Origin of the sequence: Exiguobacterium sp. SH3S1 (genome assembly GCF_004337105.1) — a bacterium.
Lineage (GTDB): Bacteria > Bacillota > Bacilli > Exiguobacteriales > Exiguobacteriaceae > Exiguobacterium > Exiguobacterium aurantiacum_A.
In genome coordinates this window covers 17,213-43,853 of the sequence record NZ_SJUW01000016.1, presented here as the reverse complement: position 1 = coordinate 43,853, position 26,641 = coordinate 17,213, and the positions used below count along the sequence as shown (strand labels likewise).

The 26,641-nt window shown below is 51.6% G+C and carries 28 protein-coding genes and 1 rRNA gene; 28 read left to right on the top strand and 1 reads right to left on the bottom strand.

Annotation, left to right across the window (positions count from 1 at the left end; all coding sequences use genetic code 11):
• Positions 1–11 precede the first annotated feature (11 nt).
• From rrf to rsmI, 10 genes are all read left to right on the top strand, one after another.
• Positions 12–127: ribosomal RNA gene (rrf, locus tag EVJ26_RS13325) — 5S ribosomal RNA — on the top strand.
• A gap of 84 nt (positions 128–211) precedes the next feature.
• Positions 212–1,633 (top strand): aminotransferase class I/II-fold pyridoxal phosphate-dependent enzyme, encoded by a 1,422-nt coding sequence (locus EVJ26_RS13320; protein ID WP_236634156.1) that lies wholly within the window; start codon positions 212–214, stop codon positions 1,631–1,633.
• Between the two features lie 2 nt (positions 1,634–1,635).
• A complete protein-coding gene (gene tmk / locus EVJ26_RS13315) occupies positions 1,636–2,277 on the top strand; it encodes a dTMP kinase (protein WP_070329396.1) in 642 nt (213 codons plus the stop codon).
• The gene (locus EVJ26_RS13310) at positions 2,274–2,603 is read left to right on the top strand and encodes a cyclic-di-AMP receptor (RefSeq protein ID WP_070329395.1); all 330 of its coding nucleotides are present in this window, start codon (positions 2,274–2,276) and stop codon (positions 2,601–2,603) included. Before tmk ends, EVJ26_RS13310 begins: the two co-directional genes overlap by 4 nt.
• Positions 2,603–3,613, top strand: a complete 1,011-nt coding sequence (locus EVJ26_RS13305) for a DNA polymerase III subunit delta' (protein WP_131458678.1) — start codon at positions 2,603–2,605, stop codon at positions 3,611–3,613. Before EVJ26_RS13310 ends, EVJ26_RS13305 begins: the two co-directional genes overlap by 1 nt.
• A gap of 6 nt (positions 3,614–3,619) precedes the next feature.
• Positions 3,620–4,450, top strand: coding sequence for a PSP1 domain-containing protein (locus tag EVJ26_RS13300; protein WP_131458679.1), 831 nt, complete (start codon positions 3,620–3,622; stop codon positions 4,448–4,450).
• Between the two features lie 23 nt (positions 4,451–4,473).
• The gene (yabA, locus tag EVJ26_RS13295; RefSeq protein WP_016510808.1) at positions 4,474–4,809 is read left to right on the top strand and encodes a DNA replication initiation control protein YabA; all 336 of its coding nucleotides are present in this window, start codon (positions 4,474–4,476) and stop codon (positions 4,807–4,809) included.
• 65 nt (positions 4,810–4,874) lie between these two features.
• Positions 4,875–5,609, top strand: a complete 735-nt coding sequence (locus tag EVJ26_RS13290; protein WP_070329393.1) for a tRNA1(Val) (adenine(37)-N6)-methyltransferase — start codon at positions 4,875–4,877, stop codon at positions 5,607–5,609.
• Positions 5,602–5,880: a GIY-YIG nuclease family protein gene (locus EVJ26_RS13285; protein ID WP_016510809.1), complete on the top strand. Its 279-nt coding sequence runs from the start codon at positions 5,602–5,604 to the stop codon at positions 5,878–5,880. Before EVJ26_RS13290 ends, EVJ26_RS13285 begins: the two co-directional genes overlap by 8 nt.
• The gene (rsmI, locus tag EVJ26_RS13280) at positions 5,852–6,721 is read left to right on the top strand and encodes a 16S rRNA (cytidine(1402)-2'-O)-methyltransferase (protein ID WP_131458680.1); all 870 of its coding nucleotides are present in this window, start codon (positions 5,852–5,854) and stop codon (positions 6,719–6,721) included. Before EVJ26_RS13285 ends, rsmI begins: the two co-directional genes overlap by 29 nt.
• Before the next feature lie 16 nt (positions 6,722–6,737).
• On the opposite strand, the gene EVJ26_RS13275 is transcribed toward rsmI, so the two are convergent.
• Entirely contained in the window at positions 6,738–7,031 is a 294-nt protein-coding gene (locus EVJ26_RS13275) for a transition state genes transcriptional regulator AbrB (protein ID WP_070329391.1), read from the bottom strand.
• A gap of 329 nt (positions 7,032–7,360) precedes the next feature.
• Here EVJ26_RS13275 and metG point away from each other — a divergent pair, with 329 nt between their 5' ends.
• The 18 genes from metG (at position 7,361) to EVJ26_RS13185 (ending at position 26,485) form a co-directional block, all read left to right on the top strand.
• Positions 7,361–9,319, top strand: coding sequence for a methionine--tRNA ligase (metG, locus tag EVJ26_RS13270; RefSeq protein ID WP_131458681.1), 1,959 nt, complete (start codon positions 7,361–7,363; stop codon positions 9,317–9,319).
• A 53-nt stretch (positions 9,320–9,372) separates the two neighbouring features.
• Entirely contained in the window at positions 9,373–10,140 is a 768-nt protein-coding gene (locus EVJ26_RS13265) for a TatD family hydrolase (RefSeq protein WP_131458682.1), read from the top strand.
• A 14-nt stretch (positions 10,141–10,154) separates the two neighbouring features.
• Positions 10,155–11,444, top strand: a complete 1,290-nt coding sequence (locus tag EVJ26_RS13260) for a 3D domain-containing protein (protein WP_236635584.1) — start codon at positions 10,155–10,157, stop codon at positions 11,442–11,444.
• On the top strand, positions 11,437–11,997 hold the full coding sequence (gene rnmV, locus EVJ26_RS13255) for a ribonuclease M5 (protein ID WP_016510695.1): 561 nt from the start codon (positions 11,437–11,439) through the stop codon (positions 11,995–11,997). The genes EVJ26_RS13260 and rnmV overlap by 8 nt, the downstream gene beginning before the upstream one ends.
• Entirely contained in the window at positions 11,994–12,872 is an 879-nt protein-coding gene (gene rsmA, locus EVJ26_RS13250) for a 16S rRNA (adenine(1518)-N(6)/adenine(1519)-N(6))-dimethyltransferase RsmA (RefSeq protein WP_131458684.1), read from the top strand. The genes rnmV and rsmA overlap by 4 nt, the downstream gene beginning before the upstream one ends.
• 83 nt (positions 12,873–12,955) lie before the next feature.
• Positions 12,956–13,192, top strand: a complete 237-nt coding sequence (locus EVJ26_RS13245) for a Veg family protein (RefSeq protein ID WP_016510694.1) — start codon at positions 12,956–12,958, stop codon at positions 13,190–13,192.
• 101 nt (positions 13,193–13,293) lie between these two features.
• The gene (ispE, locus tag EVJ26_RS13240) at positions 13,294–14,157 is read left to right on the top strand and encodes a 4-(cytidine 5'-diphospho)-2-C-methyl-D-erythritol kinase (RefSeq protein ID WP_131458685.1); all 864 of its coding nucleotides are present in this window, start codon (positions 13,294–13,296) and stop codon (positions 14,155–14,157) included.
• A gap of 73 nt (positions 14,158–14,230) precedes the next feature.
• The gene (purR, locus tag EVJ26_RS13235; protein WP_070329384.1) at positions 14,231–15,055 is read left to right on the top strand and encodes a pur operon repressor; all 825 of its coding nucleotides are present in this window, start codon (positions 14,231–14,233) and stop codon (positions 15,053–15,055) included.
• A 136-nt stretch (positions 15,056–15,191) separates the two neighbouring features.
• Entirely contained in the window at positions 15,192–15,491 is a 300-nt protein-coding gene (gene spoVG, locus EVJ26_RS13230; protein ID WP_070329383.1) for a septation regulator SpoVG, read from the top strand.
• 183 nt (positions 15,492–15,674) lie between these two features.
• Positions 15,675–17,030, top strand: coding sequence for a bifunctional UDP-N-acetylglucosamine diphosphorylase/glucosamine-1-phosphate N-acetyltransferase GlmU (gene glmU / locus EVJ26_RS13225; protein WP_070329382.1), 1,356 nt, complete (start codon positions 15,675–15,677; stop codon positions 17,028–17,030).
• 45 nt (positions 17,031–17,075) lie between these two features.
• The gene (locus tag EVJ26_RS13220) at positions 17,076–18,032 is read left to right on the top strand and encodes a ribose-phosphate diphosphokinase (RefSeq protein ID WP_131458686.1); all 957 of its coding nucleotides are present in this window, start codon (positions 17,076–17,078) and stop codon (positions 18,030–18,032) included.
• Between the two features lie 55 nt (positions 18,033–18,087).
• Entirely contained in the window at positions 18,088–18,645 is a 558-nt protein-coding gene (gene pth / locus EVJ26_RS13215; RefSeq protein WP_070329381.1) for an aminoacyl-tRNA hydrolase, read from the top strand.
• Positions 18,646–18,690: 45 nt separating this feature from the next.
• Complete coding sequence (gene mfd, locus EVJ26_RS13210; RefSeq protein WP_131458687.1) at positions 18,691–22,218, top strand: transcription-repair coupling factor; 3,528 nt, start codon at positions 18,691–18,693, stop codon at positions 22,216–22,218.
• The gene (locus EVJ26_RS13205; protein WP_131470670.1) at positions 22,202–23,749 is read left to right on the top strand and encodes a polysaccharide biosynthesis protein; all 1,548 of its coding nucleotides are present in this window, start codon (positions 22,202–22,204) and stop codon (positions 23,747–23,749) included. Before mfd ends, EVJ26_RS13205 begins: the two co-directional genes overlap by 17 nt.
• Position 23,750: 1 nt before the next feature.
• Positions 23,751–25,166, top strand: a complete 1,416-nt coding sequence (gene yabN, locus EVJ26_RS13200) for a bifunctional methyltransferase/pyrophosphohydrolase YabN (protein ID WP_131458689.1) — start codon at positions 23,751–23,753, stop codon at positions 25,164–25,166.
• Positions 25,163–25,435 (top strand): RNA-binding S4 domain-containing protein, encoded by a 273-nt coding sequence (locus tag EVJ26_RS13195; RefSeq protein ID WP_070329377.1) that lies wholly within the window; start codon positions 25,163–25,165, stop codon positions 25,433–25,435. The genes yabN and EVJ26_RS13195 overlap by 4 nt, the downstream gene beginning before the upstream one ends.
• Before the next feature lie 45 nt (positions 25,436–25,480).
• The gene (locus tag EVJ26_RS13190; protein WP_131458690.1) at positions 25,481–25,855 is read left to right on the top strand and encodes an FtsB family cell division protein; all 375 of its coding nucleotides are present in this window, start codon (positions 25,481–25,483) and stop codon (positions 25,853–25,855) included.
• Between the two features lie 75 nt (positions 25,856–25,930).
• Positions 25,931–26,485 (top strand): S1 domain-containing RNA-binding protein, encoded by a 555-nt coding sequence (locus EVJ26_RS13185; RefSeq protein WP_070329375.1) that lies wholly within the window; start codon positions 25,931–25,933, stop codon positions 26,483–26,485.
• The last annotated feature ends 156 nt before the right edge of the window (positions 26,486–26,641 follow it).

The following is a 26,641-nucleotide window of genomic DNA, read 5'->3' as shown; positions in this document are numbered from 1 at the left end:
ACATTCCCTTGTCTGGTGGCGATAGCGAAGCGGCCACACCCGTTCCCATGCCGAACACGGAAGTTAAGCGCTTCAGCGCCGAAAGTAGTTGGGGGTCTCCCCCTGTGAGGATAGGACGTTGCCAGGCCATATGAAGGACGACCAAGCATCTGCTTGGTCGTCTCTTTTTGTATAATTTATGCGTACGGTGTCGGATAAGGAGGATTTCCACATGACTCGAAAGCCTAAAAATAATCCATTCACGTTTATGGAAATGCTTGAACAGCACGTTCGGGAAGGACGTGTGTCGTTTCATGTGCCAGGTCATCATAACGGGACCGTGACAGATGATAGCCTCCCGACAGCATTTAATAAAATCATGCCGTATGATTTAACCGAACTTGCACATCTGGATGACCTTCATCACGCTGAAGGGATTATCCAGCAAGGTGAAGAGGCTCTTGGGACCCTGTATCAAAGTAAGAGTAAGTGGTTAGTCAACGGATCGACCGTTGGCAACTGGAGCATGTTAGCTGCGACAGTCAAACGAGGTGAGCGGGTATACGTCCAGCGAAACTCACATAAATCAGTTTGGAACGCAATTGAATGGTTGGGCTTAGAGCCGATTTTATTGACTCCTGAACTAGAACGGGGCAGTGGTCTGCCGACAGTCGTGTCCCTTCGTACCGTCGAAGCGGCGGTTACGCAATATCCCGGAGGAAAAGCGTTACTGCTTACGTCCCCGACTTACTATGGGGATATGGCAGATGTACGGGCAATCAGTCGTTTTCTGCAGACGTTAACGATTCCTTTACTCGTAGACGAGGCGCATGGGGCACACTTGATTCATCCGAATCTTCCAAACCGCTCAGCGATTTTTGAAGGTGCGAGCGCTGTCGTCCAGTCCGCCCATAAGACACTTCCGGCATTCACGATGGGGGCCTGGATCCACTATAAGGAAGATATTAATGAATCGCGTTTATTTCATGCGCTCTCTTCCTTCCAAACGTCTAGCCCGTCTTACTTGATCATGGCGTCGCTTGATCATGCTCGAGCTTATCTCGAAAATTTGAGTGACCGAGATTGGTCACTGATTCAAACGAGTCATTTAGCTTTTATTATGGAAATGAGACGTGCCGGTTTCACAATAAAAGTGGGCGATGATTTCACAAAAATGACAGTGCTGACTTATCCGAAGAACGGTTTGATCTTTAGTAGACATCTATCTTCGATTGGAATTGATATTGAACTTGCAGCCGAGGACCATGTGTTATTCTGTCTGCCGTTCCGGGAATTAAAAACGCAAGAGATCCATCATTGGGTGAAGCTGATTAAAAATGCTTCTCAGCATGTCCCACTCATTGACGAGGATGAAACAATTTATCCGTTTCCGATGACGGAGCCTGTTTCGCGCCTTCATCTTATAAAAGAAGATACACACGTCGTGCGCCTTCCGTTCGATGAAGCGATCGGACTCGTTGCAGCTGAGACGATTATCCCTTATCCGCCAGGAATTCCTTGGATTTTAAAAGGTGAGACCGTGACGGATGAGAAAATTCGTGTGTTAAAAGAGTGGATTTCGTTGGGACGGAACCTCCAGGCGAACAGACATGTTATGATAAAACAAATTGATGTTATCGTAGAGGAGTTTTAAAAGTGAAAGGTATGTTCATCACTGTCGAAGGTCCAGACGGGTCTGGAAAGACGACGCAGTTGCAATTGCTGGCTAACGCCTTGACTAAAAAAGGGTATGAGGTTGTTATGACACGAGAGCCAGGAGGAACGAAAGTCGGGAATAGCATCCGGGAAGTGTTATTGTCTCCAGAACATGACGAAATGACACCACGCACCGAAATGATGCTGTATGCAGCGTCTCGTGCACAAAACGTGGATCAGGTGATTCGTCCGGCCATCGACCGGGGTGCCATCGTTGTTTGTGACCGGTTTGTCGATGCATCCATCGCGTACCAAGGGTATGGTCTTCAGTATGACTTAGAGCAAGTCGTATCGCTCAATAAGTGGGCGACAGCTGGGGTCACACCCGATTTGACTTTCTTATTCGACCTAAGTCCAGAGCAGTCGAGTCATCGCATGAAAGAACGCGGGCAGTTAGATCGAATCGAGAGTCGGGACGAGGCGTTTCATCAACGCGTCTATGAAGGTTTCTTGACGTTACTTCAACAAAATCCTGGCCGAATGGTCCGAATCGACGCAAGCCAGACGATTGAAATCATCCAAGATGAAGTGTTCGATATCACGATAGAACGACTACACGAAAGAGGAGTGAACGAATTATGAAAATGGTAATCGCAATCGTACACGATAAAGACAGCGCGCGTTTGTCAGACGCTTTAATTGAAGAAGATTTTCGAGCGACGAAATTGGCTACGACCGGAGGTTTTTTGAAGGAAGGCAATACGACGTTCATGATCGGTGTCCCGAAAGAACGCCTTGACGATTTGCTAGGTTTGATCAAATCGAACTGCTCAAGCCGCGATCAAATGATTACGCCAATCTCGCCTATGGGTGGACATGCCGATTCATACATTCCGTATCCTGTTGAAGTCCAAGTTGGCGGAGCGACTATTTTCGTCTTGCCGATTGAAGGATTTCATCAGTTTTAATGGGAATGGTCACACATATGCGATTCCAAGAGTTGACTGAATCACAGAAAGTCGTAGCAAAAGTGATTGAGAATTCGATTGCCGCTCAAAAAATCGGGCACGCCTACATTTTTTCGGGTGACTATGAACCTTATCTGATTGAAACGGCCCAATTATTTGCCAAGGCACTTTTTTGTGGGATGCCTAGCGGGGCTGAACCTTGTGGCGTTTGCCGAAACTGCAAACGGATGGATTCTGGCAATATCGTCGACTACATGGAAGTTGAACCGGACGGGGCCAGTATCAAAAAAGAACAAATCCAGCAGCTATTGAGCGACCTGTCGTTACGGGGAGCCGAGGGCGATCGTCAAGTCTATGTGATCCATCAAGCGCATAAGATGACGACGCAAGCAGCGAACAGTTTATTAAAGTTTTTTGAGGAACCCGGTGTCGGCAAACTCGCCATTTTGGTGACGACGCAACCTCAACTGCTTCTCCCGACGATTCGTTCACGGGCTCAACACTTAGTATTTCGCCCCATTGACCGGGTCCGCCTTGCTGAAAAACTGGCAGAAGAGATGCAATGCACGAACGATTTGGCACGTCTTGCCCTGACCGTTTATCCGAAATGGGACGATGCGCGCGAGGCACTTCACAACGACTGGTTTGTACAGGCGTACGGGCTAGTGGTACAATTAGTTGAAGTATTGACAAAACGGCCGCAAGAGTTGCTTTTGTTCGCCCAAGAGAAGTGGCTCGGTCACTTCAAAGGGCGCAATGAACTCCGAGTCGGCCTCGAACTGTTCGAAAGTTGGTTGGAGGAAGCTCTCCACTTCAAAGTTCGAACCGATTATGTCCCGGAACTGTTCACGAAAGAGCAGTCGTTATATACGGCTTTCGTGAATGATCGTCCGGTACACAAAATCGTCCATGCCATCGAATTCGTTCATGAAGCGATTCGACGGCTCGAGGCAAACGTCAATCCTCAATTAACGTTCGAACGGTTAACGTTCGATTTGCAGAAGGGATAGGAGAGCGTGCTTGAAGTAGTTGGAGTCCGTTTTAAAGAAGCGGGAAAAATCTATTACTTTTCACCAGGCGAAGCAACGCTTGAACGTGGAGACCATGTCATCGTCGAGACGGTGCGAGGAATCGAATACGGTGAAATCGTCCAAGTTGGTAAACAACTAGGTGAAGACGAAGTCGTCTTGCCGTTGAAAACGATCCTTCGTGTCGCCGATCAAAAAGATGCCGAAATCGTTCAAGACAACCAATTGGCAGCTGTTGACGCTCACGCCGTCTGTGAAGAAAAAATTCGCGAACATCGACTTGAGATGAAATTAGTAGATGTTGAGTATACATTTGATCGTAATAAAGTTATTTTTTATTTCACGGCTGAGGGGCGCGTTGATTTTCGCGAGCTTGTTAAAGACTTAGCGAGCGTGTTCCGGACACGGATCGAACTCCGACAAATCGGGGTGCGGGATGAAGCGAAGCTACTCAGTGGAATCGGTCCTTGTGGTCGAGTGCTGTGTTGTTCCTCGTTCTTAGGCGAGTTCGAACCGGTGTCTATCAAGATGGCCAAGGATCAAAACCTTTCCTTGAACCCTAACAAGATCTCCGGTGTATGCGGTCGTCTCATGTGTTGTCTCAAATATGAGAACGATACGTATGAAGAATTGAAACGAGACTTGCCAGACGTCGGGAAGCGAATCAAAATTCCAGAAGGTGACGGACGTGTCGTCGGTCTCAACATCTTGGATCAGTTGATTCAAGTCGAATTGAATGACCGGACTCGTGTTGTGACGTATACGATCGATGAACTCGTCGAAGTCGGTGCGGTCAAACGAAAACCGTTGAAACAGTGATGGGGTGCTGAGCAGTGGAGAGAATGGATAAAAAAGAAGTTATGATGCGGGTCGATGCCATCGAGCAACAGATGTACGTGTTGACGGAGCATTTAAGCGTGCTCAAAGAACAACTCGCCTATTTGCTTGAAGAAAACCAACATATGTATCTCGAGAACCATCACCTGCGTGAAAAGGTTGAGCAGCTTGCAGAAGTCGAAACCCCTGATGGCGATCCGCAAATCGCTTTGTCCGGAAAAGGACAGAACAACTTGGCGGCGCTCTATCAGGAAGGGTTCCATATTTGCAACTTGCACTACGGACAAGTCAGAAAAGATGGCGATTGCCTCTTCTGTATGTCGATGTTAAATAAGCATTAATCGGGGGCGATAGACGGAGGAAATCTCTGTCCGTCGCCTCTGTTGTTATATAGGAGGGAAACAGCGTGACTGTAAAACAAGGGGAGCGCCTTGACGATTTGCTTGGACGCCCTGGTAAAATCATCCAAAGTGATGATGTCTTTTCATTCTCATTGGATGCGGTGCTACTCGCCGAATTCGTTTGGGTACCGATTCAACAAGGAAAGTTGGTCGATTTATGCGCTGGCACCGGCGCAATCCCGCTCTTTTTATCTTATCGGACGAAAGGGACGGTGACGGGCGTCGAGATTCAGCCCCGGCTCGTCGACATGGCGAATCGCAGCATTGAGGTGAACGGTCTCGAAGAGCGGCTTCACATCATCGAAGGAGATGTGAAAACGGCCGCCTCCAGTCTCGGCCATGCCCGTTATGATGTTGTGACGTGTAACCCACCTTACTTCCTGGCCAATGAGACGTCGCTTCGCAATCAAAATGAGCACCATACGATTGCTCGTCATGAAGTACTCTGTACGCTTGAAGATTGCATTCGTTCGGCAAGTCAGCTTGTGAAGCCAGGCGGGAAAGTCGCGTTCGTCCATCGGCCCGAACGGCTGCTCGATATCGTCACGCTCATGCGGGCATACCGCATTGAGCCGAAGCGGATGCAGCTCGTCTATCCGAAGGCAGGACGAGATGCGAACACATTACTTATAGAGGGGTCTAAAGATGGAAAACCAGGACTCACGATCTTACCTCCGTTTATCGTTTATGAGGAAGATGATACGTATACGAAAACGATGCGAGACATCCTCGATGCGTAACTATTATGCGTATATTCTCGAATGCAGTGACCAAACCTACTACACCGGTTACACGACCGATATCGAAAAACGGGTCACTGTACACAACGCCGGTAAAGGTGCGAAATATACGAGGGCGCGTCTCCCGGTCAGTCTTCGATACGTCAAGTCGTTCGAGACGAAACAGGAAGCGATGCGGTATGAATGGTCGATCAAACAATTGACCCGCGCTCAAAAACAGCAGCTGATGGAGGGGACGACCAATGAATTCACAGAAAAGTTATCAAACTGAGGGGCCGACGCTTTATGTCGTACCGACACCGATCGGCAACTTAGAGGACATGACGTACCGGGCCGTCCGCATCATGCGTGAAGTCGATTTGATTGCGGCCGAAGACACGCGGCAAACGATGAAACTATGTCGTCATTTCGAGATCGAGACGAAATTGGTCAGCTATCATGAGCACAATAAGCAAGTGAGCGGACCCCGTTTAATCGAAGACATTCAAAACGGTAAGTCCGTCGCCGTCGTATCGGATGCGGGCATGCCTGGTATTTCAGATCCGGGGAGTGACCTCGTCCGACTCGCGATCGAGGCGAAGCTACCGGTCGTCGTCTTGCCGGGTGCGAACGCGGCACTCACAGCACTCGTCGCATCTGGCCTCGCGACAGAACGGTTCTTATACTATGGTTTTTTACCTCGTAAAAAGAAAGAGCGGACCGAAGTGTTGGCTTCCCTTCAATATGAACCGGGCACGCTCATCTTTTATGAGGCGCCGCATCGGTTGAAAGAGATGTTGACCGGGGTGAAGGACGTACTCGGTAATCGCGAAATCGTGCTCGGTCGAGAGTTGACGAAAACGTTCGAAGAGTTTTTAAGAGGCACGGTTGAAGAGGCGCTCGCTTGGTGCGAGGGTGAGGTGCGTGGTGAATTCGTCGTCATGGTGAGCGGCTCTACAGAGTCTGCACCGACGAGCGACTGGTGGGAAACGCTGTCGCCTTTAGAGCATGTCGATCGGTACATCGAAGACGGACTCAAACCGAACGCGGCCATTAAGCAAGTCGCGAAAGAGCGTGGCTTGGCACGAAGCGAAGTCTACGATGCGTATCATCAAGTCGACAAAAAAGAGTAAGCAAGGATTCCCTTGCTTACTCTTCGCTGTAGTAGTTCTCGAGCATGTTTTTCAACTCGACGAGAACGCGCTGTGCGCCTTCAGGTGAAAGGATGAGTTTTCCGTCAGCCAACTTGAAGTTGTCGTCAGATACTTCGCCTGTCACTTGGCATGTCATGTTCGGTTTGTATTTTTTCAAGATGATTTGTTCGTTGTCGACGTAAATTTCGAGTGCATCTTTTTCAGCGATACCGAGTGTCCGGCGCAATTCAATTGGAATAACGACGCGCCCGAGCTCGTCAACTTTCCGTACAATACCTGTAGATTTCATTTTGTATTTCCTCCTCCAATGATGTCGAAATCTCGTGGTGACATGAATCGTCAAAATTCGACAATGTGGCTATAGCAAAAAGCATACTAAACTTTCCAATTGCAGTCAACTGCTTACTATTGGAAATACACATTTTCGAATAATGACGATAAGGGAATCGTATATCCATAAAATTCCCCGATTATTTGAACACGAAACAAAGAAAGGGTTTTTTTGGAACATTCTTTATGAATCAGCATCAAATTAATTCCAAACAATTGGTTTGGAAATTCTTTTGTCGAACCGTGTATAATGGAAATTGCAAATATCGAAAGGATGGAGAACATACTATGGCGAAGCCAACTTTTTATATCACGACTCCGATTTACTATCCGAGTGCGAAACTACACATTGGTCATGCCTATACGACGGTGGCCGGCGATGCGATTGCTCGCTATAAGCGCTTAAAAGGATTTGACGTCCGTTACTTGACTGGGACCGACGAGCATGGACAGAAAATTCAAGAAAAGGCCCAAGAAGCTGGCGTGACGCCACAAGCGTTTGTCGATGAAGTCGTCAAAGACATCCGTGTGCTTTGGGACAAGCTTGAGATCTCATATGACGATTACATCCGGACAACTGACGCCCGTCATAAAGCGGTCGTCGAACACGTGTTTGAGACGCTGCTCAAAAATGATGATATTTACCTCGGTGAGTACGAAGGGTGGTACTCGATTCCGGACGAGACGTACTATACAGAATCACAACTCGTTGATGGAAAAAGTCCTGACAGCGGCCATCCGGTGGAGCTCGTGCGCGAAGAGTGCTATTTCTTCCGCCTCAGCAAGTATGCGGACCGGTTGATCGAGTACTTCGAGTCACATCCGGATTTCATTTTACCGGAATCGCGTAAAACTGAAATGATCAACAACTTTTTGAAGCCGGGGCTTCAGGATTTGGCAGTCTCGCGGACGACGTTCGACTGGGGCGTACAAGTCCCGTCGAACCCGAAACACGTCGTATACGTCTGGGTCGACGCGCTCACGAACTATATCTCCGCGCTCGGCTACGGGACAGATAACGACGAATTGTTCAATCGTTACTGGCCGGCAGACGTACACTTGGTCGGGAAAGAAATCGTTCGTTTCCATACGATCATTTGGCCGGCGCTGCTCATGGCGCTTGACCTACCGTTACCGAAGCAAGTGTTCGCGCACGGCTGGTTGCTCATGAAAGACGGTAAGATGTCGAAGTCGAAAGGGAACGTCGTCGATCCGATTCCACTCATCGACCGCTACGGCCTTGATTCGCTTCGCTACTACTTGCTCCGTGAAGTCCCATTCGGTGCGGACGGCACGTTCACACCGGAAGCGTTCGTCGATCGCTTGAACTTTGATCTCGCGAACGACCTCGGGAATCTTCTCAACCGGACTGTTGCCATGATCAAGAAGTATTTCGATGGCAACGTACCGGCTTATGCGGGGAACGTGACGGCGTTCGATGCGGAACTTCTCCGTATGGTAAACGACACGACGAACAAGACAGAAGAAGCGATGGAGCACATGGAGTTCTCGGTCGCCCTCGCAAGTATTTGGCAACTCGTCAGCCGAGCCAATAAATATATCGATGAGACACAACCATGGGTGCTCGTAAAAGATGAGTCGAAGCGTGATGAGCTTGCATCTGTGATGACACACCTCGCGGGCGTACTCCGCCATGTCGCGATCATGATTCAACCGTTCATGACACGGGCGCCGAAAGAAATGTTCCGTCAGCTCGGACTCGTTGACGAAGACATGTCATGGGAAGCGCTCGATACGTTCGCTGCCTTTGATGGAGCGGTCGTGACGGACGGAACGCCGATCTTCCCACGTCGAGACGTGAAAGAAGAAGTCGATGCGATTCAAGAGATGATGCGTCAAGCTTCGCAAGCGCGCATCGAAGCGGAAGCAACGCCGGCTGAAGCTGAAGATGAGGACGTCCGTCCAGAAATCACGATCGATGTGTTCGACCAAGTTGAGTTTCGGGTCGGGCAAATCGTCGAAGCAGATAAGATCAAGAAAGCGAAAAAACTATTAAAGCTTCAAGTCGACCTTGGCGGCGAAACGCGACAAATCGTCTCGGGAATCGCCGAATGGTATGCGCCGGAAGACTTAGTCGGTAAAAAAGTGATCGTCGTCGCCAACTTGAAACCGGTCAAACTCCGCGGTGAACTGTCTCAAGGAATGATTTTAGCAGCCGATAAAGATGGTAAGCTAGAACTCGCCACCGTCTCAGAAAATATGCCGAACGGGGCCATCGTCAAATAATTTTGAGGGAGACTTCGGTCTCCCTCTCTTTGTCTAAAGAAGGAGGATGCATCATGTTGATTGATACGCACACCCATATTAACGCTGAGCAGTTCAATGAAGATGTCGAGGCGACAATCGAGCGTGCTCGCACTGCCGGCGTCTCGCCGATGCTCGTCGTCGGATTCGATACACCTACGATTGACCGTGCCATTGAGTTGGCCGAGGCGTATGAGGACGTCTACGCCATCGTCGGCTGGCATCCGGTCGACGCGATCGACTGCACCGAAGCTGAACTCGACCGAATTGAAGCGCTTATGGCACATCCTAAAGTGATGGCACTCGGGGAAATCGGCCTCGATTACCATTGGGACAAGTCACCGAAAGATGTACAGCAGCGTGTGTTCCGTCAGCAAATCGCGATCGCGAAGCGGACGAACATGCCGATCGTCATCCATAACCGCGAAGCGACAGCGGACGTGCTCGATCTGCTAGAAGAAGAGCACGCGGAAGTTGTCGGCGGCGTGTTTCATAGTTACAGCATGTCTGTCGAACTGCTCGAGCGCTGTTTGAAGTTGAATTTTTATATCTCGCTCGGCGGACCGGTGACGTTCAAAAACGCCAAAGTGCCGAAGAAAGTAGCGCAGCAGGTACCGCTCGACCGTCTTCTTGTCGAGACGGATTGCCCCTATTTGACGCCGACACCGTTCCGCGGTAAACGAAACGAACCGGCATACGTCACTTACGTCGCTGAAGAGATTGCAGCGCTCCGCGGCATGCCTTACGAAGCACTCGCCGAGGCGACGACCGCCAATGCGAAACGGCTGTTCCGACTTCCATGATGATGAGACGTTTCGTGTTAAGTGTAGGCGCCATTGTCGTTGTCGTCTTCGCCTACATGATGATGCAGCCGGAGCAGATTACGATTATCGATAACGGTGTCAAGATTGAGCACGACACACAGGCTGATTCGGTCATCGAAGTGCTCGCCGAGGCCGGGATCACGATCGATGAGGCCGACTATGTGACGCCGGCGCTCAGTGCGGACATCCCGCCGGAGCGTGTCATTCATATCGAACGGGCCCATACGGTGTCGCTCCAGATCGGTTACGGCCAAATGGAAACGATCGATACCCGTGAGCGGACCGTTGGTGATGTCCTGCTCCGATACGGTGTGAGCGTACGAGAAGGCGATGATGTCTATCCGTCGGTCAGAACACCGATCACGTCAGGAATGACGATTCGCTATCAGCCGGTCGTGGCGCTTGATTTGATCATAGGCGATGATGCGACGAAAGTTCATACGATGGCATCGACCGTGGAAGAGGTGTTACGAGAAGCCCGAATTGAGATTTCAGATAAAGATACGGTCGTTCCGGCGCTCACGGCCGAAGTGCGTGATGGGATGACGATCACCGTCAACATGAGCCGAGACGTCGTTCAATATGAGAACCGCTTAATCCCGTTTGAGATCATTGAAGAAGAGGATGCGACACTTACAGTCGGGACGACCGAAGTGTCACAAGTCGGCGTCCCTGGTCTAGAGCGGACGCGGTATGCACTGACAGTTGAAAATGGTACAATTACAAATCGGACCGAGACAGACGTCGAAATGGTGCAGACAGTCCGACCGCAAATCATTAAGGTCGGTACGAAAGTCGCAACCGAGCGCGAAGCCGAGTTTGAAGCAGCCGAAGCGCCGGCTGAGCCCGTTGACTCGACAAGTCCATTCCGCGAGGAAGCGGAAATCAAAATCGAGGAAACGCCTCGGGCCGACGATGTCCTCGACTTCACATCAGCCAAACAGCTCCTCGTCGAGGCCACCGCCTATACGAACAACGCAGAAGACACCGTGACGTATGACGGCAGAGTACTGACGCGCAGCGGCTATGACGTGACGGATACGATCCTGTATGAAGGAATGCGGATCATTGCGGTCGACCCGGCCGTCATTCCGCTCGGAACCCGTGTCTATATCGAAGGGTTTGGCATGGCGATCGCTCTCGACACAGGCAGCGCGATTAAAGGCAATATTATCGATATCATGATGGATACGAAAGAGGAAGCGGTCACGTTTGGTCGTAAGCCACTGACGATTTGGGTGATCCCGAAGCAAGAAGAGAAAGAAGGAACTGACAATGCGTGAGAAAATACAAGAAGTGATCGTCGTCGAAGGACGCGATGATACGACCCGGCTTCAAGAAGTGTACGACGTCGACACGATTGAAACGAACGGGTCGGCCGTGTCAAAACAGACGATCGAACGGATCAAACGTGCCCAGGAGACACGCGGTGTCATCATCTTGACCGACCCGGACTATCCGGGCGACCGGATCCGGGCCATCGTCGAAGAGCAAGTGAAGGGCTGTAAACACGCCTACCTCCCTCGGGCCGAGGCGAAAGACAAACGAGGGAAAATCGGCGTCGAACACGCGACACCTGCGACAATCCGTCGTGTGCTCGAGGCGGTTTATGAAACGCGAGTTGAGACGGACGAGCCGCTCGTCACACGACAGATGGTGCTCGAGGCCGATTTGATCGGCGGGGCTGACGCCGCAACTCGTCGCAAGCGTCTAGGTGTTTTGCTCCGCATCGGGGAACCGAACGCCAAGCAATTTGTGAAACGAGTCGAAGCGTTGCGTGTGACCATCGAAGAATGGGAGCGGGCGCTCGCTCAGTTAGAGGAGGAAAATCATTGAAAGACATTGCAACGATTCATCGCACAAAAGCGATTTTACAACGTCACGGCTTCTCATTCAAAAAGTCGCTCGGACAAAACTTTTTAATCGACTTGAATATATTAAATAAAATCGTCGACGCCGCAGAACTAGGTGAAGCGAGCGGTGTGCTCGAAATCGGTCCGGGAATCGGCTCGTTGACGGAACAATCGGCCAAGCGGGCGCAAAAAGTGGTCGCGCTTGAAATCGATCAACGCCTTCTGCCGATCCTTGAAGACACGATGGCGCCTTACCCGAACGTTCACGTCATTCATGGGGACGCGCTCGAGCTCGACATTCGCAGCATCGTCGAACGTGAGTTCTTGAATGAAGGAATCGATGATATCGCGGTCGTCGCCAACTTGCCATATTATGTGACGACGCCGATTATCATGCGTTTGCTCGAGAGCCGGATCAAGTTCCGTTCGCTCGTCATGATGATTCAAAAAGAGGTGGCTGAGCGCATCGGGGCGAAACCTGGCACGAAAGCGTACGGTTCGTTATCAATCGCGATCCAGTATTATGCGGAAGCGAGTGTAAGCTTTATCGTACCGAAAAGCGTATTCATGCCGGCTCCAAACGTCGACTCGGCCGTGATCACGCTCAAGATGCGGCCGCGCCCGGCCGTCGATGTCGAAGACGAAGCCTTTTTCTTTGAAATCGCCCGCGCTAGTTTCGCGCAACGTCGAAAAACGATTTTGAACAACTTGACGAATCATCTCGGCAAAGATAAAAAAGTAGACCTTGAACGTCTCTTGAATGAAGCGGGAATCGACCCGAAACGGCGAGGCGAAACGCTTTCGCTTGAAGAGTTTGCACGCTTAGCAGACACAATTTTACCACTTAAAAATAGTTGACGACCGGATAGGGAGTCGCTATAATATTTAATCTTTATTTCCGTTTTAGAATATGCTATACTTGTAACAGTGAGGTGAAGCGTATGCCAAAGACGTTGCAAGAAATCAGACAAAAACTCGAATCACATGTTGGAGAACGATTGACGTTGAAAGCAAACGGCGGTCGTAAGAAAGTCGTTACTCGGTTTGGAACGCTCGTTGAGACGTATCCTGCGGTGTTCGTTGTCAAGTTGGATGAAGACTACCATAATGTGGAACGTGTCTCGTATAGCTACGCTGATGTCCTAACGGATACAGTTAAAATTGAATTCAGTAATTGATCGATAAATGAGGGGCGGATGCATTGGCAGCTGCTTCTTTTTTTGTGCGTCCGTTTACGGTACAATGGCGAACAGGAGATACATTGGGAAGGGTGAACGATATGCGCACGATCAGTGTGAAAGCGCCGGCAAAAATCAATTTGACACTAGACGTCCTCGGGAAGCGGACGGACGGCTATCATGAAGTAGAAATGGTGATGACGACGGTGGACTTGTCCGACCGGCTCGAATTGACCGTACTTGATACGGATGAGATTCGAATCCAGTCTGAGCATGCCTATGTCCCGAGCGATCATCGGAACTTGGCTTACCGTGCGGCCGATCTGTTGCGGAAGCGGTTCGGCATCACAGAAGGAGTCGAAATCGTCCTTGATAAACAAATCCCGGTCGCAGCAGGGCTCGCGGGAGGGTCAAGTGATGCTGCGGCGACGCTTCGGGGAATGAATGAACTGTTCGACCTCGGTTTAACGCTCGAGGAGTTAGCAGAGCTCGGAGCCGCGGTCGGTTCAGACGTCTCGTTTTGTGTGATGGGTGGAACCGCGATCGCCCGGGGCCGCGGTGAGATATTAGAGGCGGTTCCGTCACCGCCGCCGTGCTATGTCGTATTGGCGAAGCCGAAGCTCGGTGTATCAACGGCTGACGTGTATCGAGCCGTTCAGATGGAGAAAATCATCCATCCAAACACTGCGGCGATGGTTAAAGCGATTCGTGAACGGGACTTTGACGGAATTTGTGCGAACCTCGGCAACGCGCTTGAAGGCGTCACGCTTGAACTGCATCCCGAAGTCCGTCAAATCAAAGAGACGATGCTGCATTGTGGTGCTGATGGCGTGTTGATGAGCGGCAGCGGCCCGACCGTATTCGCGCTCATCGAGCACGAGCAAAAAGCGCACCGCGTCTATAACGGACTGAAAGGATTTTGTCCGGAAGTGTTCGTCGTTCGGATTCTCGGTAAAAAACATTGAAAAAAGACGAATGAAAGTGATATATTCTGTTTAGAACATTCGTCTATTATTGACAAAGTGAAGGGGAATCCGTATGAAAATTCGTAGAAGTGGTCGTCTCGTCGATATGACCCGTTATATGCTTGACCATCCACATCAGCTCGTCTCGTTATCGATGTTTTCGAGCCGCTATCAGTCTGCTAAATCATCGATCAGTGAAGATTTAGTCATCGTCAGTGAAATGCTCGCCCACGACGGTACCGGAAAATTGATTACCGTCCCAGGTGCGGCCGGGGGAGTCATGTTCATTCCAGGGTGGAGCAAAGACAAGTCGCTATCGATGATCGATGGCTTGTGCGATCAACTGTCGAAACCGGAGCGTCTGCTTCCGGGAGGCTATTTATACTTAACCGACGTGCTTGGTAATCCGCGTCAAGTGAAACCGATGGGACAAATCTTCGCCTCGGTGTTTGCGGACCGTAAAGTCGACGTCGTCATGACGATTGCGACAAAAGGGATCCCGCTCGCCTACGCGGTCGCTGAGCAATTAGGTGTTCCGTTCGTCATCGTCCGGTCCGACAGCCGTGTCACGGAAGGGTCGACCGTCAGTATCAATTACGTTTCCGGCTCGTCAAAAGCGATCCGTACGATGGCACTCGCACGTCGAAGCTTGCCACGAGGCGCAAACGTCTTGCTCATCGATGACTTTATGAAAGCAGGCGGGACGATCCGTGGGATGATGAGCCTGTTGAATGAGTTCGAGGCAAACCTAGCTGGTGTCGGTGTCTTGATGGAAGCCGAAGGTGCCGAGAAGAAAATGGTGAGTGAGTACGTCAGCTTGATGAAGTTGACGAACGTTGATGCAGATGAAGGACTCGTCACAATTTCACGCGGTAACGTCGAACAGTTCTTAAAGTGATTGGCAAAAATTTGATTTCGTTTTATGATGAGAGGGTATATCAGTCATACGGAGTCAATCGGTTCGCTTGAATCACTTTAACCTTTTAGTGAAAGTACACCATGGCATAGACAACGAAGAAAAGGGGATGCGAAACATGCAGATCACAGACGTAAAAATTCGCAAAGTGACGACGGAAGGTAGGATGAAGGCGCTCGCTTCAATCACGCTCGACCAAGAGTTTGTCGTGCATGACCTTCGAATCATCGAAGGAAGCACCGGGCTCTTCGTCGCGATGCCGAGTAAACGAACGCCGGAAGGCATCTTCCGAGACATCGCTCACCCGATCAATGGAGATATGCGCCAAAAAGTCGAGGCGGCTGTGCTCGAAGCCTACGGCACGGTCGATGTTTCCACTTACGAAGCACAGGAATCATACAACGGTATAAACGAATAATGACTCGACAGCGGATGGGGACCCTTCCGCTGCCTTTTTGCGTTTGATTGGTTACGAATGGTTACAACGGTTGAAACCGCGTCACGGTTTCGATATAGTAGAAACGGTGTATTCAGGATTTAAATATAGAAAAAACCGAACGATTGAATAAAAACAGTCGATTAAGATAGGGGCGAATCAAGAATGGATCGTTTTGCAGTCATTTTGGCAGCAGGTAAAGGGACGCGTATGAAGTCTAAGCTCTATAAAGTGCTTCATCCGGTCCTCGGAAAACCGATGGTCGAACATGTCGTCGACCAACTCGACAAAATCGGAGTCAGTCGTCAAATCGTCATCGTCGGTCACGGGGCTGAAGCGGTACAAGAGACGTTAGGCTCGCGCGTCGAGTACGCGGTCCAAGAACAGCAACTTGGAACGGGCCATGCGGTTCAAATGGCAGAAGCTGAGCTCGCTGGTAAATCAGGTGCGACGCTTGTCGTCTGTGGTGACACACCACTTCTCACAGCGGAAACGTTGGAGGCGCTCCTTGCCCATCATGAGGCGCAGCAAGCGAAAGTAACGGTACTGACGGCGATCGCTGACGATGCGACCGGTTATGGTCGTGTCATCCGTGGAGAAGACGGTAACGTGACGAAAGTCGTCGAACATAAAGACGCCTCTGCTGCAGAGCAAGCGATTCTTGAAATCAATACGGGAACTTACGTGTTTGACAACGAATTATTGTTTGATGCCCTCAAACAAGTCGGTAACGATAACGTTCAAGGTGAGTATTACTTGCCAGACGTCATCGCGATTGCGAAAGAAGCAGGCGAAGTTGTCGCGGCCCATACCGCGCCGACGTTCGGCGAGACGATCGGTGTCAACGATCGTGTCGCTCTCGCGCAGGCTGAAACACTCATGCGCAAGCGGACGAACGAACGCCTTATGCGCGAAGGCGTAACCTTCATGGACCCGGCCTCGACATACATTTCGCCGGACGCCGTCATCGGATCAGATACGATCATCTACCCAGGGACAGTCATTCTTGGCAAGACAGTCATCGGTTCGGAGTGCGTGATCGGACCGAACTCGGACATCCGCAACAGTGTGATTGAAGACGGTGCGACCGTTCGTCAATCGGTACTCAGTGATAGCCGTGTCGGAAGTCATGCGCAAGTTGGGCCGTTCGCCCACCTTCGTCAACAAGCAGTCCTTGGCGCCAATACGCGCGTCGGCAATTTCGTGGAAATCAAAAAATCAACGTTCGGGGACGGTGCGAAAGCATCGCATCTCAGCTATATCGGAGATGCCTCGATCGGTGAACGTGTCAATCTCGGATGTGGATCGATCACGGTCAACTATGATGGTAAGAATAAGTTTGAGACGGTCGTTGAAGCAGACGCGTTTGTCGGATGCAACGTCAACTTGATTGCCCCGGTGACAGTCGGGAAAGGCGCGATCGTCGCTGCCGGTTCAACGATTACAAACGATGTCCCTGAAGAAGCTCTCGCGATTGCGCGCGAGCGTCAAACGAACAAAGAAGGTTACACGAAACGCTAAGTTGCTGCCTATTACTATGGAAAACGATGGAGGAGAATCCTAAACATGTCTACTGTATATGAACGTGAAATTCGCCTATTTAGCTTAAACTCGAACCGCCCGTTAGCTGAAGAAATTGCCAAAGAAATCGGTGTCCCACTCAGTGACTGCCAAGTGAAGCGGTTTAGCGACGGAGAACTTTACATCAATATCGAGGAGAGCGTCCGAGGCGACGATGTGTACATCATCCAATCGACGAGCTCACCAGTGAATGAAACGCTCATGGAACTGCTCGTGATGATCGATGCGCTGAAACGGGCCTCGGTTCGCACGATCAACGTCGTCATCCCGTACTATGGTTACGCACGCCAAGACCGTAAAGCACGGTCGCGTGAGCCGATCACAGCGAAACTCGTTGCCGATCTGCTTACGGTAGCCGGAGCGACACGCGTCATCACGATGGACTTGCACGCCGCTCAGATCCAAGGTTTCTTCAATATTCCAGTAGACCAATTGTTAGGCGTTCCGCTCATCTCGACGTATTTTGAGACAGATGAGTTCAAAGCAAAAGATATCGTCGTCGTCTCACCAGATCACGGCGGTGTCACGCGCGCCCGGAAGCTCGCAGAACGTTTGAAAGCGCCAATCGCCATCATCGACAAACGACGCCCGGAAGCGAACGTGGCCGAAGTCATGAACATCGTTGGCAGCGTTGAAGGCAAAACAGCCATCTTGATCGATGATATCATCGACACAGCCGGTACGATCACGCTCGCAGCAGACGCAATCGTCCAAGCGGGAGCAAAAGAAGTATACGCTTCATGTACCCATCCGGTTCTGTCTGGCCCGGCAATGGAGCGAATCGACAACTCGTCAATCAAAGAACTCGTCGTCCTCAACACGATCGATTTGACTGGTCGCGAGTGCTCGAGCAAAATCAAGCAGATGTCGGTTGCCCGTTTGCTTGGGGAAGCGATCATGCGTGTCCACGAGCACAAATCGGTGAGCACGCTGTTCGATTAAAAAAACGAGGCCCGAAGGCGTTCGCCTTTGGGCTTTTTTGTTCAGGAGGAACATGATGAAATGTATCGTCGGTCTCGGGAATCCGGGCAAGAAATATGGAATGACCCGTCATAATATCGGGTTTTTAGCAATTGATCGGTTAGCGGACAAGCACGGGATCACGCTTGACGAAGCCAAGTTTAAAGCAGTCATTGGAACGGGAAGAATCAATGGAGAGCGGGTCGTCCTCGTCAAACCGCTCACGTACATGAATCTATCAGGTGAAGCGGTCCGTCCGATTCTCGATTACTATAAAATCGATATCGACGATTTACTCGTCATCTATGATGATTTAGACATGGTCCCAGGTAAACTCCGCCTGCGTCCGAAAGGGAGTGCCGGTGGACATAATGGCATCAAGTCATTGATTCAGCATCTAGGGACGATGGATTTTAAACGGCTTAAGCTTGGCGTTGGACGTCCGCCGCACCCGATCAAAGTTGTTGATTGGGTACTGATGAGTTATCGAAAAGAAGATATGTCCGAATTGAACGATACGCTCGACCAAGCCGTGGCCGCCGCAACAGATTTTGTGGACACGGACTGGGTCGCGCTCATGAATCGATATAACTAAAGGGTCACAGCACCCTTTTTTGTCGTATAAGGTGGAGGAAAACAAATGAACGCTTTAGAGAGATTTATGGTGACACTGCCGGAGACGAACGTGATTCGAGACCGGTTGCCTAAAGTCGACCGTCAACTCGTCACGGGATTGACGACAAGTGCCAAAGCGCTCGTTTTGGCCGGTTTGGCGAAACAGTCGACACGCCGTCTCGTTGTCGTCACCCATAACATGTACCAAGCCCAAAAGATGTTCGACCAGCTTGAGCCACTTGTCGGACCGAGCAAGACGTTGCTCTATCCGATTGACGAGACGCTCGCCGGGGAACTGTCGCTCACATCCAGTCCCGAGCTCCTCGCCGCGCGAATCGAAGCCAGAACACGCCTCCTGACCGAAGAGGGAGGCGTCCTTGTCGTACCGCTCGGTGGCTTGCGTCGTTTCGTGCCGAGTCCGACCGATTGGCTGGCGAGTCATCGGACGATCAAACCAGGGCAAGAGCTTGATTTAAAGCCGTTTGCCTCAACACTGATTGAACTTGGTTACGAGCGGACGGCCACGGTTACGGCGCCAGGTGAGTTTTCGGTCCGCGGCAGTATTCTTGACGTCTATCCGCTCACGGAAGCGAGACCGTATCGAATTGATTTGTTCGACACGGAAGTCGATTCCGTCTTCACGTTCGATGCGGAGACGCAACGGTCGTTAGGTGTCGTTTCGGAAGCGGTCATCACGCCGGCGACCGAGTTCGTCGCATCGGTCGAACAGTTGAAGAAAGCCGGACAAGCGCTCGAACGGCAATACGAAAGGACGCTCGAGCTGATTGAAACCGAGACGATTCGACAAGCGCTTGAATCAGGTATCGCCCGCGACATCGAACAGTTCGGGCGCGGTGATGTGCCGGAGAAGCTCGGGAAGTATACGCCGCTACTTTATACGTCGACGCTGCTTGACTATGTGGGTGCTGATTCGGTCCTCATGTTGGACGAAGTGGCACGCATCGAGGACGCGGCGGACGTGCAAGACCGTGAAGAGGCCGAATGGTTCTCGTCACTGATCGAACGCGGGGAGTCGGTCAGCAACTATACCCTCGCCGTGCCGATGCACAAAGTGTTCCGAAGCTTGAAACAAGTCGCGTTCTCGTTGCTGCCATCACGGCGTTCGGGGATCCCGGAGACGAATACGGTCCATCTCAGTTGCCGCCCGCTCCCTGCCTTCCACGGACAGATGCACTTGTTGAAGCAAGAGGTCGAGCGGTGGCAACAAAGTGATCACCGGATCGTTTTCCTCGCCGGGGATCAAATGCGGGCAGACAAAGTCGTGGCGCTCCTGGAAGACTACGGGATCCCGTCCACGTTCACAAACGTTGACGGGGAGCTGTTGCCACGCCATGTCCACGTCATGATCGGACAGGTCGAAGGAGGGTTCGAGTTATCGACGAGCCGCCTCGTCGTCGTCTCGGAAACGGAGCTGTTCAAGCGGGTCACGAAACGGAAACGGCAGACGAAGAATTTGACGAACGCCGAACGGATCAAGAGTTATCAAGAGCTGAAGCCGAATGATCATGTCGTTCATATCCATCACGGAATCGGGAAATACTTAGGTATCAAAACGATCGAAGTCGGCGGGATCCATCAAGACTACCTCCATCTCGTGTACGCCGGGGATGACGCGCTTTACGTGCCGGTCGATCAAATCGACCTCGTCCAAAAGTACGTCGGGGCCGAAGGGAAAGAGCCGAAGATTTATAAACTCGGCGGGACGGAATGGAAGAAGGTCAAATCAAAAGTCGCCAAGTCGGTCGAAGACATTGCCGACGAGTTGATCAAACTTTATGCGGCCCGAGAGGCATCGGTCGGCTTCGCCTTCCCGGCGGACGATGACGAGATGAGCCAGTTCGAATCGACCTTCCCGTACGCCGAGACGGAAGACCAAGTTCGGTCGATCGCCGAGATCAAGGCGGATATGGAACGGTCGCGCCCGATGGATCGCCTGCTTTGCGGTGACGTCGGATATGGCAAGACCGAAGTCGCGATCCGGGCGGCGTTCAAATCCGTTCTCGCGGGCAAACAAGTCGCATTCCTCGTGCCGACAACGGTGCTCGCGCAGCAACATTATGAGACGATGCTCGAACGGTTCAGTGAATTCCCGATCAACGTCTCGGTCATGAGTCGTTTCCGTTCGAAGAGTGAGCTGGCGGCGACGAAAAAAGGACTGAAAGAGGGAACGATCGACGTCGTCGTCGGGACGCACCGCGTGCTGTCGAAAGACGTGACGTTCGCCGATCTTGGCCTTGTCATCATCGATGAAGAACAGCGGTTCGGGGTCAAGCATAAAGAGCGCCTGAAACAGCTGAAGACGAACATCGACGTCTTGACGCTTACGGCGACACCGATTCCGCGGACGCTTCATATGTCGATGATCGGAATCCGTGATTTATCTGTCCTCGAGACACCGCCGGAGAACCGTTATCCGGTTCAGACGTACGTCATGGAATACGACGGCATCGTGTTGCGAGAAGCGCTCGAGCGCGAACTCGCCCGTGGCGGCCAAGCGTTCTTCTTATATAACCGAGTCGAAGGGATCGAGCGGAAAGCCGAAGAGATTCGGGCGCTGTTGCCGGATGCCCGTATCGCGACGGCGCACGGCCGGATGACCGAAACCGAGCTTGAAAGTCAGCTCATCAGTTTTCTTGAAGGAGAAGCCGACGTCCTCGTCTCGACGACGATTATCGAGACCGGCATCGACATCCCGAACGTGAACACGCTCATCGTGCACGACGCCGATAAGATGGGTCTGTCGCAGCTGTATCAGCTTCGAGGACGCGTCGGCCGATCGAACCGGATCGCGTATGCGTACTTCACGTATCGGAAAGACAAGCGGTTGACCGAAGTTGCGGAGAGCCGCCTGCAAGCGATCAAAGAGTTCACCGAGCTCGGCAGCGGGTTTAAGATCGCGATGCGTGATTTATCGATTCGTGGGGCCGGCAACCTGCTCGGTGCCCAACAGTCCGGGTTCATCGACTCGGTCGGGTTCGATCTGTATTCACAGATGTTGTCAGAAGCGATCGAAGAGCGGAAAGACCGCATGCGCGGCCAAGCGAAACAAGTCGTCTTCAAACCGGAAGTCACGTTCCAAGCGGATGCCTACATTCCGGACGATTACTTGTCGGACAGCGAACTGAAGATCGAGATGTATAAGCGGTTCAAATATGTCGATACACCAGAAGCACTGTTCGCGCTTCAAGACGAGCTGATCGAACGGTTCGGAGAATTCCCGGAACCGGTCGCGTTGCTCATCCAACTGACGCGTCTGCGCATTTACGGGGAGCTGGCGAAAGTGACACGGATCAAACAGTCACCAGAGCGGATCGACATCGTGTTATCGATGGAATCGACGACGGCACTCGATGTGCCGTCGTTCATGGAATGGACGATGCCGCTCGGACGGAAACTCGGAGTCGGGCAAGACAACGGGGCGCTCAAGCTGTCACTCAGCGGACGTATGCCGGTTGTCGAGCTGTTGAACGATGCCGACACGGTCCTTGAGGAACTCGTGAAGCGGTTGGTGGTCCATGCGGACGCCAAGTAAGTTTGCGACGGGCGTCGTCTTATTTGCGCTCGCAGGATACATTTCAAAATTTATTAGTTTTGCCTATCGGGTCCCGTATCAAAACATTGCCGGTGATTTTGGGTTATACGCTTACCAGACGGTATATCCGTTTGCGGCGATCGTCGCCTCGCTCGGGATTTACGCGATGCCGGTCGTGATTGCCAAAATCGGGGTCGGGGCACAAGGTCCAAGGCAGAAGTTAGAAATATTATGGGGCAGTTTTTATGCGCTCCTCGGCCTCGCTGTCGGCCTTGTGGTCGCGATGTTCGCGCTTGCGCCTGTCATCGCGCGCTTGCTCGGTGACCCCGAACTGGCGACGACGCTCCGGGTCATCAGTCTCAGCTACTTGTTGATGCCTGCGCTTGCGGTGCTACGCGGGTCATTTCAATCAATTGATGACTTGCGACCGAGCGCGCTGTCGCAAGTGCTTGAAAACTTGATTCGGGTCGCGGTGTTGCTCGTCTCATTGCTCGTCGGTGTCCACTTCGGGCGTGACGCATATGAACTCAGTCGCTATGCCTATGCGGCGACGTTAGTCGGCGGGAGTGTCGCCGTCGTCGTCTTGTCGATTTGGGCGAAAGGGTTCCGAATCGTCGCGGTCCGTGCCACAACGCTACGCGCCGTACTGCGTGTTCTCTTGACGAGCGGGCTTGCGGTCGGATTTGCGTCGCTCGGTATTCTTTGGATGCAACTCGTCGATTCATTCACGATCGTCAATTTGATGGGCGGCGATTATTCGGCCAAAGTGAGTAAAGGCGTGTTCGACCGTGGCTATCCGCTCGTGCAGTTTGCGATCCTCTTCACGACGGCACTCGGGATGGCGAACGTGCCGAACTTAGTCCGCCATTACCGGGCCGGGCGACTCACGGCGACGGCAACGGGCCTCAGTTCGATGATTCGAGTGACGACCACGGTCGCTGCGGCTGCAACGATCGGGCTGATGGGCGTCATGTGGCCTTTGAACGTCGCGTTGTTTGAAAACGCTGACGGTACAGGAGCGCTTGTATTGTTGTCGACAAGTACGTTCGCGGCCTCGCTCGCAGTCGCGAGTATGACGTGCCTTCAAGCGATCGACAAAGAGCGGACGGCCGCCTTTGGTATGCTGTTTGCCATGATTGTAAAGTTTGTGATCAATTTGCTGCTCGTTCCGCGTTATGGGATTGACGGGGCGGCAGTCGGTACGTCGCTCGCATTTTTAGCGATGGCAGCCTTTAATTTTAATCGGCTCGATCAGAACATTCCGCTCGGTACGTTTCGATTGCACCATTACGGACTGCTTTTAAAGACCGTCCTGCCCATGGGGATCGTCTTGCTCGGTTTGAACGCGTTAGCGTCTGAGTCACCATCAAACCGCGTCAACGCACTCGGTTGGCTCGGTTTGATGGTGGTGTGCGGCGGCGCTTTGTACGTCTGGCGAGCGGTCAGGGAACAGGTGCTGACGATCGAAGAATGGGAGATGATCCCGTTTGGAAATCGACTCATCAATTTGATTGATAAAAAGGAGACCTAATATGAGTTATGGAATTACCGTCGTCGGACTCGGCTCCGGCGAACTCGAGCAACTTCCGCTCGGGGTATATCGTCATTTGAAACAGCAACCGCTCGTCTGGTTGCGCACGAAAGAACATCCGGTCGTCAAAGAGCTCGAGGCGGAAGGGGTTCATTTTGAATCGTTCGACCACATTTATGAATCAAACGATACATTTGAGGACGTCTATAAACAAATCGTTGAGACGTTGCTCGATAAGAGCGACGAACTGGCGATTACGTATGCGGTCCCGGGCCATCCGTTCGTCGCCGAGCGGACGGTCGAACTGCTCGTCGAACAAGGGGCGGACGTGACGTTCCTCGGCGGACAGAGCTTTTTGGACGCCATGTTTCAAGCGCTCCAGATTGATCCGATCAATGGATTTCAACTGCTCGATGCGACCGCACTCGACGTTGAACGGCTCCAAGTCACGCAGCACGTCTTAATCGGTCAAGTGTACGACGGGTTTGTGGCCGGGGATGTGAAAGTACAATTGATGGAACGTTATCCGGACGAACATCTTGTCAAGCTTGTCACGGCGGCCGGGACGAAACGAGAGCGAATTTCCGAAGTTCCGCTCTACGAGATGGACCGGGTCGCTGAAGTCGACAATTTGACGACGCTCTATGTCCCGCCACTCACTGACGAGACGCACCTCGCGCGGGAGTTTGCGACGTTGACAGACATCATCGCGACACTCCGCGGTCCGAACGGCTGCCCGTGGGACCGAAAACAGACGCACGCATCACTGCGGAAATATTTACTCGAAGAGGCGTATGAGTTGATCGAGGCGATCGACGAAGAGGACGATGATGCGATGATCGAAGAACTCGGAGACGTCTTGCTCCAAGTCATGCTTCACGCGCAAATCGGGGCCGATGAAGGGTACTTTGATATTCGTGACGTGATCGGCGCGATCAGCACAAAAATGGTCCGTCGCCATCCGCACGTCTTCGGTGACGTGACGGTCGCAGACGCCGACGACGTGGTTTCGAACTGGAATGCGATTAAACAAGACGAAAAAGGGGAAAATAAACATTCGCAGCTTGATGGTGTGCTCATGACCCAACCGGGGTTAATGCGTGCCGAGCAACTCCAAAAGAAAGCGGCTCAAGTCGGGTTCGAGTGGGATGACGTAACCGGAGCGTTCGAGAAGCTCGAAGAAGAGTTACAAGAGTGGCGAGAAAGTCCCGAAGATGAACAAGAACTAGGGGACGTACTGTTCTCAGTCGTCAACGTAGCCCGTTATTTCGGGTTGAACGCGGAGCAAGCACTTGAACGGACCAATCAAAAATTCAAGAGACGATTTGAATATATCGAAGCGAACGGATCGCTCAGCGACATGACGCTCGAACAGATGGATCGGCTTTGGGATGAAGCGAAGGAGAAGGGATTATGAGACTAGATAAATTTTTGAAAGTGTCGCGCTTGATCAAACGACGGACGTTAGCGAAGGAAGTGGCCGATCAAGGCCGTATCCGCTTGAATGGCCAAGTCGCCAAGGCCAGTACGGACGTCAAGGCCGGTGATGAGCTCCAAATCCGATTCGGGAATAAGCTGGTGACGGTCATTATCGATTCAATTGCCGAGCATGCCCGGAAAGAGGATGCGAAAGAAATGTACCGGTTGATCAAAGAAGAAAAGGTGAACAGTGGTACGGAAGCATAAAAAAAAGGTATACTGAATATAATAGGTCAAGAGGAAGGTGATTCGATGAATGGACGTAACCCGATGGAACGCAAACAGCGGATTCGGGCTCTCGACGAACGGAGAGAACAGCTGGAAAAAGAACAGAGCCGGCGACGTATCCATCTTCGACGCCGCCTAGCCGTGGCCTCACTTGTCTTTTTGTTGTTGATTGTCTTCATCGGTCAGAGCTATTTCTCAAAGGTCGGATATGTAGCGGATCAAGAGCTAAAGCAAGACGAGGCTCGTGTCGAGCTTCGTGAAACGAAGGAAGAACAAGCGGAGCTAAAAGAGCAGGTTGAACGTTTACAAGACGAAGAATACATCGCCAATCTTGCACGCAACGAGCTGTTGTTCTCGAAAGATGGCGAGATTATTTTTTACTTCTCACCAGAGGAATAAGTAGGTTCGTTGACCGTTGACGAATCGACTCGTATAATTGTAGGGAATCATTCAAAAAAAGGAGTACATTATTTTATGTCAATTGAAGTAGGAAGCAAGGTACAAGGTAAGGTTACAGGGATTACGCATTTCGGAGCGTTCGTAGAGCTCCCGAATGGAAAAACGGGTTTGGTGCACATCAGTGAAGTGGCAGATTCTTATGTCAAAGACATCAATGAAGTCCTAACGGTCGGTCAAGAAGTCACAGTCAAAATCTTGAACATCGAAAGTGATGGCAAAATCGGGTTGTCTATCAAAAAAACTGTCGATCGTCCTGTTAGCGAACGCCCAGAACGTCCAGCCGGCGAACGCTTCTCACGGGGCCCTAGTTCGGGCGGCCCTGGTCAAGGTGGCCCACGTCCGGGCGGTCCACGTCCAGGTGGTCCTGGTCAAGGCCCACGCGGCGGCGGTGGCCCACGCGGTGGCGGCGGTCCCCGTGGCGGTGGCGGCGCGCGTCGTGAAGTACGTCGTGAGCCAGAAACGTTTGATACGTTGATGACCAAGTTCTTGAAAGATAGCGACGAACGCCTTACAACGTTGAAGCGTCAAACTGATTCAAAACGCGGTGGACGTGGAGCCAAGCGCGGGTAACCCTTCGTAAACCATCAGCTTCTACTCGTAACGATAACGCCACGGACACCGGTCCGTGGCTTTTTTTCATGGCGCGACAATTGTCGACGCTTTTTTGTTATGAAAAATAACTAAAAAGGGTTGCAATTTTTCGATGGAGCGAGCACAATAGGGAAC